Origin of the sequence: Maribellus comscasis (assembly GCF_009762775.1) — a bacterium.
Classification (GTDB): Bacteria; Bacteroidota; Bacteroidia; order Bacteroidales; family Prolixibacteraceae; genus Draconibacterium; species Draconibacterium comscasis.
On record NZ_CP046401.1, the window covers coordinates 4,393,452 to 4,406,881 of the forward strand.

Annotated in this window: 7 protein-coding genes; 4 read left to right on the forward strand and 3 right to left on the reverse strand. The window is 38.9% G+C overall.

All coding sequences use genetic code 11. The features are described from left to right. Positions 1-145 precede the first annotated feature (145 nt). The 3 genes from argH (at position 146) to GM418_RS17355 (ending at position 7,726) form a co-directional block, all read left to right on the forward strand. Positions 146-1,477, forward strand: coding sequence for an argininosuccinate lyase (gene argH / locus GM418_RS17345; protein ID WP_158868515.1), 1,332 nt, complete (start codon positions 146-148; stop codon positions 1,475-1,477). Positions 1,478-1,754: 277 nt separating this feature from the next. Next, complete coding sequence (gene gltB, locus GM418_RS17350; protein ID WP_246222739.1) at positions 1,755-6,266, forward strand: glutamate synthase large subunit; 4,512 nt, start codon at positions 1,755-1,757, stop codon at positions 6,264-6,266. A gap of 35 nt (positions 6,267-6,301) precedes the next feature. Further along, positions 6,302-7,726, forward strand: a complete 1,425-nt coding sequence (locus tag GM418_RS17355) for a glutamate synthase subunit beta (protein ID WP_158868517.1) — start codon at positions 6,302-6,304, stop codon at positions 7,724-7,726. A 189-nt stretch (positions 7,727-7,915) separates the two neighbouring features. Here GM418_RS17355 and GM418_RS17360 read toward each other — a convergent pair whose 3' ends face one another. Together GM418_RS17360 and GM418_RS17365 are read right to left on the reverse strand one after the other, a co-directional pair. Continuing rightward, the gene (locus GM418_RS17360; RefSeq protein ID WP_158868518.1) at positions 7,916-8,917 is read right to left on the reverse strand and encodes a lysophospholipid acyltransferase family protein; all 1,002 of its coding nucleotides are present in this window, start codon (positions 8,915-8,917) and stop codon (positions 7,916-7,918) included. After that, a complete protein-coding gene (locus tag GM418_RS17365) occupies positions 8,875-9,768 on the reverse strand; it encodes a lysophospholipid acyltransferase family protein (RefSeq protein WP_158868519.1) in 894 nt (297 codons plus the stop codon). The genes GM418_RS17360 and GM418_RS17365 overlap by 43 nt, the downstream gene beginning before the upstream one ends. A 98-nt stretch (positions 9,769-9,866) precedes the next feature. On the opposite strand from GM418_RS17365, the gene GM418_RS17370 reads away from it, so the two are divergent. Then, complete coding sequence (locus tag GM418_RS17370) at positions 9,867-10,643, forward strand: glycerophosphodiester phosphodiesterase (protein WP_158868520.1); 777 nt, start codon at positions 9,867-9,869, stop codon at positions 10,641-10,643. Positions 10,644-11,175: 532 nt separating this feature from the next. On the opposite strand, the gene dcp is transcribed toward GM418_RS17370, so the two are convergent. Continuing rightward, a complete protein-coding gene (gene dcp, locus GM418_RS17375) occupies positions 11,176-13,311 on the reverse strand; it encodes a peptidyl-dipeptidase Dcp (RefSeq protein ID WP_158868521.1) in 2,136 nt (711 codons plus the stop codon). Positions 13,312-13,430 lie beyond the last annotated feature (119 nt).

Sequence of the window (13,430 nt, forward strand, 5' to 3'; positions counted from 1 at the left end):
AAACAGTTGCTCCTGCCGGCGATTTAAAAACATATAATCAGAAAATTGTAATTTAAAAACCAAAGCAAATTGTTTGCAGATTGAATTTTAAAAAACCGATTCAAATTGAAATCAATATCTTTGTGAAAAATACAACAATTTCATTATGAAACTTTGGGAAAAAGGAATACCGGTAAACAAGTCCATCGAAGAATTTACTGTTGGTAAAGACCGGGAACTCGATATTTATTTGGCACCCTTCGATATTTTAGGTTCAATGGCGCATATTATTATGCTCGAATCTATCGGCCTGATAAAAAGTGATGAACTGCAGGTGTTGCTCAATAAACTTAAACAATTATATGAAGTAGCAATTTCGGGAGAATTTGTTATTGAAGAAGGTGTTGAGGATGTGCACTCGCAAGTTGAATTTTTGCTGACAAATGATCTGGGCGATGTAGGTAAAAAAATTCACAGTGGCCGTTCGCGCAACGACCAGGTGTTGTTGGATTTAAAGCTCTTTACGCGCGAAGCTATCCGCGAGGTAACAAAAAGTTCGGAAACTTTGATTGATGTTTTACTTCAGAAAAGCGAGGAAACCAAAGATGTTCTAATGCCAGGTTATACACACTTACAAGTGGCAATGCCATCATCTTTTGGGCTTTGGTTTGGTGCTTATGCTGAAAGTTTGATTGATGATCTGGAATTGGTACTTTCGGCATTTAAAATTACCAATCAGAATCCGCTCGGCTCGGCAGCAGGTTATGGTTCTTCATTTCCTTTAAACCGACAAATGACTACCGATTTGCTTGGTTTTGATAATATGAACTACAACGTGGTTTATGCCCAGATGGGACGTGGAAAGGTGGAAAAAATTGTTTCTTTTGCCGTGGCGAATTTAGCGGGAACCCTTTCAAAACTGGCTTTTGATGTTTGTCTTTTTATGAGCCAGAATTTCAATTTTGTAAATCTTCCCCCCGAGTTTACAACCGGTTCGAGTATAATGCCACACAAAAAAAATCCCGATGTTTTTGAACTTATCAGGGCAAGGTGTAACAAAATTCAGGGTATTCCAAGCCAGATTTCAATGATTATAAATAATCTTCCCAGTGGTTATTTTCGTGATTTGCAAATGGTTAAAGAAGTTTTTATTCCTTTGTTTAAAGAAATGAATGATTGTCTGCAAATTGCATCATTGGCCTTAAAAAATGTTAAGGTAAACCACAAGATTCTTGATGATTCAAAATATAATTATATATTTAGCGTGGAAGAGGTGAATGATTTAGTGTTGAAAGGAGTTCCTTTTCGTGAGGCCTACAAAATAGTTGGAGAGAAAATTGAAGAGGGTAATTTTGTACCGAAAAAAAGTGTGAATCATACCCACGAAGGGAGCATTGGGAATTTGAGTTTAGAAGAGATTTCAAATAAAAAACAAGGTGTAATTAATAGATTTAATTTTGGTAAAATAGATGATGCGGTGGAACGCTTACTTAAATAAAATTTATTAATAGCCTGAAAATGTGACAAATGTCATGTTCTGAATTGAACAGATAAGCAAAAAATCAACTTTTTACACTCAAAAACGTAGGTTAAGAGTATGTTATGAAGCACATATTTTCAATGCTTTCGTTGTAAATTTTACTTCGTTTAATTACTTTTGATTTCACTTCGTAAGAAAAATATTGTTTTTGCTTTCAGTTTTACAGCAGCTGTTGTAGCAAGTTGTCTGTAATTTTGGTGCGAATGAGTTTATTAATAGGAAAAAATTAATGCAAATGAGATTACCTTATGCACAGGGACTTTATAGCCCTGAAAATGAACATGATAATTGTGGGATTGGATTTGTAGCTCATATCAAAGGTAAACCTTCACACGACATTATAAAAAGGGGTTTGGAAGTCCTTCGTAATATGGATCACCGTGGGGCTACCAGCGCAGATAATTCTACCGGCGACGGCGCAGGTATGTTAATGCAAATTCCTCACCAATTTATCACTGAGGTTTTGAAACTTTCTGTTGGAGAACAGGGAAAATACGGAACAGGTTTGATTTTTCTTCCCAAAGATGAAAAGGAGGCAGAGGTTTGTATCAACATATTAACCAAAAATATCGAATCGGAGGGGCTTAATTTGGTTGCCTATCGTGATGTTCCGGTTGATAGTTCTGTTCCCGGTGAAATAGCAAAGGCCAACGAGCCGGTTGTAAAACAGGTTTTTATTAAAGCAAATCTTGAAAAGGACGCTCTTGAGCGTAAACTTTTTATTGTTAGAAAACTTACCGAAAGAGAGGTTCGCGAATCAGATCTGAAAAATAAGGAAAACTTTTATCAGCCCAGTTTGTCGGCTAAAATAATAGTATACAAAGGTATGCTCACACCCGAACAACTGCGCGATTATTATCTGGATTTCAGAGATGAAAGATTTACAAGTGCCATTGCTTTGGTACACTCACGTTTTAGTACCAATACATTTCCCACATGGGACTTGGCACAACCTTTCCGTATTGTTGCACATAATGGTGAAATCAATACAGTTCGCGGAAACCGTTTGTGGATGCAGGCGCGTGAAGGTTTAATGAAATCAGAGGTTTTTGGCGAAGACCTGAAGAAATTGCTTCCGGTAATTGAGCCGGGCAAATCCGACTCTGCATCGTTTGACAATGTTTTGGAGTTTCTTCATTTAACCGGAAGGTCACTGCCTCATTCGTTGTGTATGATGATTCCGGAGTCTTTTAATCAGAAAAATCCAATTCCGGACAGTTTAAAGGCATTTTACGAGTACCACTCTACAATAATGGAACCATGGGATGGTCCCGCTTCAATGGTGTTCTCTGATGGAAGGTATATTGGAGGAACACTGGACAGGAACGGACTGCGCCCGTCTCGTTATGTGATTACAAAAAACAACCTTATTGTAATGGGCTCGGAAGTAGGTGTTCAAACTTTCAAAGCAGAAGAAATTAAAGAAAAAGGACGTTTACGTCCCGGAAAAATATTACTTGTTGACACCCAATTGGGAATTATTATTCCCGACCACGAAGTAAAAGATCAATTAAGCAGAAGGAGTCCTTACCAGATGTGGCTAAAGGAGAACCGTATGCTGATGAAGGATATCAAGGTGAAACAACGTGTTCCCTCTTCAATTGATAATTTTGATACTTACTCAAAAGCGTTTGGGTACTCGAAGGAAGACATGTACGAGTTGATTAAGCCAATGAGCGAAAATGGCGCTGAACCAACCAGTTCGATGGGAAATGATACTCCTCCTGCAGTGTTTTCAGATAAACCAAAACGTTTATTTGATTACTTCAAACAAATGTTTGCTCAGGTTACCAATCCTCCTATCGATCCAATTCGTGAAGGTTTGGTTATGGCTTTGACCAACTATATCGGATCTCTGCATTCAAATATTCTGGCAGAAACTCCGGAACATTGTAAACTAATCAAGTTTCAGGAGCCAATTGTAACGAATACTGATTTGGGCAAGATCAAAGATTTGAAAGATGAAATGTTTACTCATCAGACCATTCCAATGGTTTTCCCGGTGAAGGAAGGAGTTGCGGGATTTGAAAAGGCCCTGGAAGATATTTTGGCTCAGGCAGAGAAGGCAGTTGACGACCAAAAGAATTATATTATTCTTACTGATAGAAATATTTCTGAAGATCAGGCTCCAATGCCCTCGTTGCTTGCCGTAGCAGCAGTTCACCATCACCTGATAAAAATTCAGAAGAGGATGCAGGTAGGACTTATCGTTGAAACCGGTGAGGCGCGGGAAGTGAACCATTTTGCATTGCTTTTAGGTTATGGCGCCAGTGTAATAAATCCCTATGTAGCTTTTGCCGCAATCGATCATATGGTGAAAGAAGGTAAAATTGAGATGGATTACAAAGAAGCGCGGAAGAACTACATAAAAGCTGTTGACAAAGGTTTGTTAAAAGTTTTCTCGAAGATGGGGATTTCAACATTACGTAGTTATCACGGAGCGCAGATTTTTGAGGCTATCGGTGTAAGTCAGCCTGTAATTGATAAATATTTCACCGGAACAGTTTCTAAAATTGGAGGTGTTGGTCTGGAGGAAATTTGTAAAGAAGCTACCATGTTCCACGAAGAGGCTTACAAAGTAGATAATACTCCGGAGCCATTCAGGTTTGAAAACAGTGGAAATTACGCGTGGAGAAAGAACGGAGAACATCATGCATGGAATCCGCAGACCATTGGGCTTTTGCAATGGGCGACACGTACAAACGACTACGCGAAATATAAAGAATACTCAGCTCTTGTTGACAAAGAAAATAAGCGGCCTGCTTTTATACGCAGTTGTTTTAATTTCAAAAAGAATCCAATTCCGATTGAACAGGTAGAACCGGCTGAGGAAATTATGAAACGTTTTGTGACTGGTGCAATGTCTTATGGTTCAATTAGTAAGGAAGCTCATGAAGCGTTGGCTGTTACAATGAATACCATTGGTGGTAGGAGTAATACGGGCGAGGGAGGTGAAGACCCTGAGCGTTTTGGTACCAATAGAAACAGTAAAATTAAACAGGTTGCTTCCGGCCGGTTTGGAGTCACCAATAATTACCTTACCAATGCCGACGAACTTCAGATTAAAATTGCACAAGGTGCAAAACCTGGAGAAGGAGGTCAGTTGCCGGGTTATAAGGTAAATAAGATTATTGCAAAAACCCGTAACTCAACGCCAGGAATCACATTGATTTCTCCTCCTCCGCATCATGATATCTATTCAATCGAGGATTTAGCGCAGTTGATTTATGACCTGAAAGTTACCAATCCGAGAGCAAAAGTTTCAGTTAAATTGGTTTCTGAGGATGGTGTGGGGACAATCGCTGCGGGGGTGAGTAAAGCTTTTTCAGACATAATTATTATAGCAGGTGCTGATGGTGGTACTGGTGCAAGTCCGGCAAGTTCGATAAAACATGCAGGGCTGCCGGTTGAGCTCGGAATTGCTGAAACACAACAAACGCTTGTTCTTAACAAATTACGCGACAGAGTAAAACTTCAGGTGGATGGCCAGTTAAAAACCGGTCGCGATGTGGTTGTGCTGGCTTGTTTGGGAGGTGAAGAGTTTGGATTTTCTACCGCCGCATTAATTGTGCTTGGATGTATTATGATGCGTAAATGCCACATGAATACTTGCCCGGCAGGTATTGCAACGCAGGACAAATCATTGAGAAAAAGATTTATTGGAAAAGCAGAATATACAGTTAATTTCTTTAAGTTTCTAGCAGAAGAGATACGAGAATATCTGGCTGAAATGGGATTTACAAAATTCGATGATATTGTAGGGAGAACCGATTTACTCGAATTAAATAAGGAAGTATCAAACTGGAAAATGAACACCGTTGATTTTTCCAAATTGCTTTACGTTCCAAAAGAAGCAAAAGAAACTCCTATTCACAATACACATCCCAATGGTCGTCCCGGAAATCATATGGATTATGATTTAATCAAAGAAGCTAAAAAAGCGATCAGAGGGGGAGAAAAAGTATGGATTTCAAAGAATGTTGTAAACGTAGATCGTACCATTGGTGCAATGCTTTCCGGGGAGATTTCTAAAATGTACGGAGAAGGAGGTTTGCCCGATGATACAATTAACTGTACTTTCCACGGCACAGCCGGACAAAGTTTTGGAGCCTTCCTTGTAAAGGGTGTCACATTTCGATTGGAAGGAGATTCAAATGACTATATTGGAAAAGGACTTTCGGGCGGGAAAATAGTTGTTGTACCACCAAGTGGTTCCACATTTAAACCGGAAGAAAATATTATCATAGGAAATACATCGTTTTATGGTGCAACTGCCGGTGAAGCCTATATTCGGGGAGTCGCAGGCGAACGTTTCTGTGTCCGTAATTCCGGAGTTCAGGCAGTAATCGAAGGTACCGGTGACCATTGCTGCGAATACATGACTGGTGGAAGAGTAGTCGTACTCGGAAACACCGGACGAAATTTTGCTGCAGGTATGAGCGGTGGAATTGCCTATGTGCTGGATGAAGCAGGTGATTTTGACTACTACTGTAACAGAGGTCTGGTAGATCTTACTCCGGTTGAAGACAAGTCAGATATTAGTGAACTTCAGATGCTAATAAGTAATCATCTGCTTTATACTCATAGTGATTTGGCTTCTAAGATTCTGACCCATTGGGAAGAATATTTATCCAAATTTGTAAAAGTGATTCCATTCGAGTATAAAAAGGTTCTGGAAGAACAAAAACTCAAGGAATTACAGAAAAAATTACAGTTGACAGAAGACGATCCTTCTCGTCACGAGTAATAAATAATATTGTTGAAAAAATAGGAAAATAAGATATGGGAGATCCAAAAGGTTTTATGACAGTGCCGCGCAAGGAAGCGGGTTATCGTCCAACAAAAGAAAGGATTTACGACTACGGTGAAGTTGAGCAAACCTTAAATGAAAAAGACAGACAACTTCAGGCTTCACGGTGTATGGATTGTGGAATTCCTTTTTGCCACTGGGGGTGCCCGGTAGGAAGTAAAATTCCGGAATGGCAGGATGCACTGTACAGAGGAAGAAAAGATGAAGCTTATTATATTTTACACTCAACAAACAGTTTCCCGGAAATAACCGGACGTGTTTGCCCAGCTCCCTGCGAAAAATCGTGTGTGCTGGCCATTCATGAAGAATCGGTTACCATACGCGAGAATGAATGTGCAACTGTCGAGCAGGCATTTGAGGCAGGTATTGTTGTTCCCAATCCGCCAAAAACAAGAACCGGTAAAAAGGTAGCGGTAATTGGGTCGGGACCAGCTGGTCTTTCAGCGGCCGATTTGTTAAACCGTGCAGGCCATCTGGTTACGGTTTTTGAAAAGAATGATGCCATTGGTGGTTTGCTTCGTTACGGAATTCCTGATTTTAAACTGAATAAAGGAATTATTGACCGAAGATTAAATCTTTTTCTTGATGAAGGAATTGAATTTAAAACCAATGTGAATGTTGGTGTCGACGTAACTAAAAAGGATTTATTGGCCGAGTATGACGCAGTGTTGCTTGCAATAGGAGCCGAACAGCCGCGAAATTTACCGGTTGAAGGAAGGGACCTGAACGGTGTACATTTCGCAATGGACTTTTTAATGCAGCAAAATAAAGTGGTTGCCGGTCAAAGTTTTTCAGAGGAAGAAAGAATTCTTGCAAAAGATAAAAATGTTTTGGTTATTGGAGGTGGAGATACCGGGTCTGACTGTGTAGGTACTTCCATCAGACAGAAAGCAACGTCGGTAACGCAAATCGAGATTTTACCAAAACCACCGGAAAAAAGGGTGGATAATAATCCCTGGCCCTATTGGCCCAATACCTTGCGTACATCAAGTTCGCACAAAGAGGGGTGTGAACGTCGCTGGAGCTTGTCGACCAAGAGATTTATAGGTGATGAAAGCGGCACATTGAAACAGGTTGAGATTGTTCAGGTTGAATGGACAAACGAAGACGGTCGGTGGGTAATGAATGAAGTTCCCGGAACAAATGAAATTCTGGATATAGATTTGGTATTGCTTGCCATGGGATTTACCCAACCTGTTCATGTTGGGCTACTCGACGAGCTTGATGTTGAGTATGACCAGCGTGGTAATGTAAAAGTAAACGAAGAGAAACAAACCTCAGTCGAAAATATATTTGCTGCCGGAGATGTTGAAAAAGGAGCAAGTTTAGTTGTTCACGCTATTGAAGCCGGTAAAGTTGCAGCAAAAAATGTAGATGAGTTTCTGCGCAAAAATTAAATAGTTATTTTTTTATAGAAATTGAACTTAAGTAGACCAAAAAATTCCAAATAGTGCAGTTTTTAGGAGGTAGCCGGTAAACAGGATATTATTTTTGAAATCCAATTATGCTAATCACTTTCCCTTGATCGTTTAGCGAAATACCGGTTCCTCCTTTTTTTTATGTGAATTCTTTAGATTTTGAGCACTCTATGTTGTGAGTGGGATATTTTCAGGGCGTTTATGTTTCCAGCGCCTGTGCGACCAAAGATAAAATTCAGGTTCTTCTTTTATAATCTCTTCTACCTTCCGAACATATCCCAGCAAAATATCTTTCTCTTTTTCTTCCTTCGGATTTAAAAAAAGTGGAGTGACCTCTACTTCATATTTGCCCCTTCCAACTTTGGTTGTCCGGTGGAAATAGATCGGCTGCCCTGTTTTTTTAGCAATTTTTTCAGGGCCGGAGAAAAAAGGCGCCTCCCGGTTTAAAAACATTGTCCAGAATTGTGAGGTTGCTTTTGGCGTTTGATCGGCAGCCAACCACAAAATAGTTGGTTTGCCGCGCCTGTTGAAATCAAAAATTGCCCGGGCCGATTTATGGACAGGAGTACAAATTCCGCCCCACTGCTCCCTCGATTTTAAAAGAAATTTTTCAAATGCCTGGTTTCCACGCATTGGATTATAGATCATTAAAATAATGTGTCCCAGATAGAGTTGTATTGTACTGCACCATTCCCAATTGTTATGGTGCATTGCCAATACTATTACATTTTCTCCTTTTTCAAAATGGCTGTTTAAGAGGTCGGTACCTTTATAACGAATTCGTTTGTTTGCCTGTTTTTCGTTTAAACTGTAAAGTTTTATCGTTTCCAGCGAAAGGTCACAAAAATGGCGGTAAAATTTTCCGGCTATTTTGTTTATCTCTTCACTAGTTTTTTCGGGGAAAGCATAAGTCAGGTTTTCAATAATAACTTTTTTGCGGTATTTAATAACAAATCTTACAACAACGTAAAAAAAATCAGAGATGCCATAAATAACCCAAAAAGGCAAATGCGAAATTCCAATTAGAACACCTGCGAGAATTTTGTTCAGCGCTCTTTTCCAAAAATTTTCATAATACTTTTTCTCTTTTTTTGAGAGTTCTTTGTCAATCATGGCTTCTTTGTAAATTAGTTTTGCAAAGGTACATTTTCTGGTCGTTTGTGTTTCCATCTTTTATGCGACCAAAGATAAAATTCCGGATTTTTACAAATAATTTCCTCCATCTTTTGGATGTATATTTTCAGAATTTCTTTTTCGCTAAAATCCTTAGGATTTTCAATCAACAAATCAAAACTGGTTACATATTTTCCACGCGATATTTTTTCTACTCTCTGAAAAAATACCGGATAGTTAAAACGTTTTGGAATAGATGCCGGTCCGGGGTAAAACATCGTCTCCTGGTTTAAAAAAGTATACCAAAGCGAATGAAAAGAAGGGGGAGTTTGGTCTCCACCCAGTCCAATAAAAATCAGTTCCTTCTTTTGATCTGCCCTGATAATTCTCCTTAATATATTTGAATTGCTTACCAACTCTGCTCCCTGTTTTTCTCGTGACGAATTTATCAACACATCAAATTTTTTGTTATGAAGCGGTTTGTACACCCCAATAACACGGTGTTTTATTTTACGGGGCAGACAATTGGTCCATTCCCAGTTGCTATAATGCATGGTAAGTACTGCAACACTTTTGCCTTTATCAAAATAATGGTTAATACTTTTTGGGTTTTTTATTAACATTCTTTTTTCATAATCAGAATCTTTCATATCTAACATTTTAATTGATTCGAAAATCAAATCACAAAGATGTCTGAAATATTTTTTTTTGATAATTATTATTTCCTGGTGCGACTTTTCAGGAAAAGAGTTTTTTAGGTTTTGAAGGACTACATCTTTTCTGTACTTAATGACATAGAAAACAATGAAATAAAAAATGTCGGATAAAAAATAGATAAGGGTGAAAGGAAGTTTGGAAATTAGTCGCAGAAAAAGAATGCCGGTGTCAGTCAAAATTTTTGATCGCATAAATATGTTTAAGTGTTCACAAAGCTACGTTTTTTAAGCCATTTTTCATGAAAAATCTACTTATCCTTACTATCTTTCGGTCAATAAAAATTGGAAACATGAAAACACAAATAACAATTATCGCTATCTTTTTTTCTTTGAATTTATTGGCTCAAAATACAATTATTGCCCATAGGGGTGCTTCATACCTGGCTCCTGAAAATACCGTTGCATCAACAAACCTTGCCTGGGAATTGGGAGCCGATGCTGTTGAAGTGGATATTTATCTCACAAAGGATAACCGGGTAATGGTTATTCATGATAAGGACACCAAAAGAACATGCTCAGGGAAAAAGAACCTGACCATTGAGGATACGCCGTCGATGTTGCTGCGCGATTTGGATGCCGGCGTTTGGAAAGATGAAAAATACAAAGGCGAAAAAATTCCTTTTCTTTCTGAGATAATTGAGACGGTGCCTGATGGGAAAAAATTAGTGGTTGAGATAAAATGTGGCAAAGAGGTAGTTCCACATCTTGAACGAATAATAGAGAAATCAGGTAAGCTCCGCCAGATTGTTTTTATAAGTTTTGACTGGGATGCGATTGCTGATGCAAAAGAACAGTTTCCTGAAAATAAATGTTATTGGTTAAGTTCATCAAAATCGGCTGTAAAAAGGAAAGTTGCCGACGTGGCAACCACAGGACTTGATGGAATAAATCTGAATCATTCAATTATCGATGAAGAAATGATGGCGTTGGCAAAAGAAAATAATCTCGAAGTGCTGTCGTGGACAATTGATGACCCGAAAGAAGCACAGAGGCTGACTAATTTGGGTGTGACTGGAATTACTACCAACCGGCCCAAATGGCTAAAGGAAGAGATGGCTAAATTATAAAAAAGGATTTCCCTCAACAGGGAAATCCTAAAATTCAGGTTTTCTGAAATGTGTTTGGACTGGCCGAGGCATGCTAAATTGTTATTTTCTGAATATTGCTCTCTGAACGGTAAACGCCCAACTGTAGTTTTTAATATCAGTATCCCCAAAATCAGCAACACGGGTAAATACCTTGAATGTCTGATAGTGTAAGTTCCTCTTTTTACCTCAAATCCAATTTGTGATTTTGCCGGAGAAAAGCAGAATATTCCTGTAACTATAAGAATTATTATTAGCAGATTTTGTAAAGATCATCTCATCGATTTTGGTTTCTAAAAGTTTATCAACACAATATTAGCTCAGCATTGTGTTAATGCTTTTTAATAGAAGCGAACTTTTGTTAATTAAATCTTACGCTTGTTATGAGGGTTTAAAAAATGTAAAAATGGGGACGTTCGCAGGCTAATTGTGTTAAAATATTTTTCAATATGAAACAAAAAACCGGATTTACTTTTTTGTGAATCCGGTTTTTTATATGTTTTACGCTGATATTTTACCGAACAGCTATGCCACGGTTTTTCAACATCGGGTTGATATTGGGTTCCCGCCCCGCAAAATTATAATACATTTCATTATAATCTTCAGTATTTCCTCTTGATAAAATCAGTTTTCTGAAACGTTGCCCGTTTTTAAAGCTAAGTCCGCCATTCTCTTCAAACCAGGCAAAAGCATCCTGATCAAGCATTTCAGCCCAGAGATAGGCATAATATCCGGCAGAATAACCGTTACTCCAAATGTGTAAGAAATATGAAGAACGATAGCGTGGCGGCACTTGTGGAATATCCAGTTTGTTTTTTGCCAGAGCTTCAGAGTCAAATTTGTCAGCCGAATCAATATCTGTACCGGCTTTTATGGTGTGCCATTCCATATCCAGTTCAGAGGCTGCTAATATTTCAGTTAAAGCGTATCCCTGATTAAAAGTTACCGACTTTTTAATTTTGCTGACCAGCTCCTCCGGCATGGGCGCTCCGGTTTTATAGTGTTTTGCATAGTTTTGAAACACATCAGGATAAAGGGCCCAGTGTTCGTTAAATTGTGACGGTAATTCTACAAAGTCGCGGGCAACATTTGTTCCCGAAAGACTTGGATACGTTTGATCAGCAAATATACCGTGAAGTGCATGTCCAAATTCATGAAACATAGTGGTTACATCATCATAACTAATAAGAGCCGGCTCTCCTTCTGCCGGTTTTGTATAATTGCATACGTTATATACCACCGGTTTGGTTCCGAGTAGTTTTGATTGTCCAACAACATTACTCATCCAGGCTCCTCCTGATTTATTGTCTCTTTGGAAATAGTCGCAGTAAAATAGTGCAAGCTCACTGTCGTCTGCATCTTTAACTTCGTAAACTCTCATGTCAGGATTATAGACAGGAATATCTGTTCTGCGCTCAAAACTCAAGCCGTATAAACGGCTGGCAGCATAAAAAACGCCGTTTTCCAGAACATTAAACAGTTCGAAATAAGGTTTTATCTGATCTTCATCCAAATCATAACGCTCTTTACGAAGTTGTTCTGCATACATATTCCAGTCGTATGGCTGCAGTTTAAAACCGCCTTTGTCTCTGTCTATAAGTACCTGGAGGTCTGTTGCTTCTTTTCTGGCATTGGCAGTAGCCGGAGGAATAAGTTTCCCGAGGAATGACTCAACTGATTGCGGAGTCTTGGCCATCTGATCCTGAAGTGTCCATGCTGCGAAGTTTGAGAATCCAAGTAAGTCCGCTTTTTTTGCCCTTATCTCTGCAAGACGTTGAATAACATCTCGTGTGTCATTTTCATCTCCTTTTTCGGTTCGGGTCCACGAAGCTTCAAATAATTTTTGTCTGGTATCCCGATCCGTCAGCGACTGTAATAAAGGTTGCTGTGTTGTATTTTGGAGTGAAATCAGGTATTTTCCTTCTTTTCCTGCATTAGCAGCATTTTTTGCAGCTTGTTTTATCTGACTTTCCGAAAGACCTTTTAATTCGGCATCGCTATCAACAACCAAAGCCCCCGCTTTGGTTCCGGTAAGAAGCTGATTGGTAAACTTTGCACTCAGAAGGGCATCTTCTTCGTTTAGTTTTTTTAATTTTTCCTTGGCTTCTGCCGGAAGGTTAGCCCCGGCCCGTGTAAATTCATCGTAATAATATTGTAAGAGACGCGTTGATTCGTTATCAAGATCCAGTTCATTTTTTTTCTGATAAATTGTTTTGATGCGATTGAACAGATTGTCATTTAAGGTAATGGCATCCTGTAATCCTGCTAGTTTTGGCGCAATTTCTTCCTGCAAATCCTGTAGCGTATCATTGGTGTTGGCTCCGGAAAGCATTTCAAAAACATTCAATGTACGTGTCAAAAGTTTACCACTTTTTTCCAGCGCAACCAGGGTGTTTTCAAAAGTTGGCTCCTCCGGGTTGTCGGCAATCTGTTCTATTTCTGCCAGTTGTTGTTTAATCCCCTCTTCCAGGGCAGGTGCAAAATGACTGTTTTTAATTTTTGTAAAATCAGGCGCCTGAAACGGCAACGTGCTGACTTTCATAAATGGATTTTCTGTCTTTCCCATTGATTCTTTTTTCTTTTTTGTTTCGTTGCATGACGCTAAAATCAGAACGAGCAGCCCCATTGCAACAATTGATAGTTTTTTCATTTTCCAAATAGTTAATCGAATTTATTCCCGAAATTTCTTATCCGTTTGCTTGTTGAACATTCAGAAAAAACAATTTCGAAATTACAATATTTTAAGGCAGATAAATAAAGAGAAGCACT

Coding starts and splice junctions, on each gene's coding strand:
- GM418_RS17355 (WP_158868517.1), top strand. CDS start 6,302: ATGGGAGATCCAAAAGGTTTTATGACAGTGCCGCGCAAGGAAGCGGGT.
- GM418_RS17365 (WP_158868519.1), bottom strand. CDS start 9,768: ATGCGATCAAAAATTTTGACTGACACCGGCATTCTTTTTCTGCGACTA.
- GM418_RS17360 (WP_158868518.1), bottom strand. CDS start 8,917: ATGGAAACACAAACGACCAGAAAATGTACCTTTGCAAAACTAATTTAC.
- argH (WP_158868515.1), top strand. CDS start 146: ATGAAACTTTGGGAAAAAGGAATACCGGTAAACAAGTCCATCGAAGAA.
- dcp (WP_158868521.1), bottom strand. CDS start 13,311: ATGAAAAAACTATCAATTGTTGCAATGGGGCTGCTCGTTCTGATTTTA.
- gltB (WP_246222739.1), top strand. CDS start 1,755: ATGAGATTACCTTATGCACAGGGACTTTATAGCCCTGAAAATGAACAT.
- GM418_RS17370 (WP_158868520.1), top strand. CDS start 9,867: ATGAAAACACAAATAACAATTATCGCTATCTTTTTTTCTTTGAATTTA.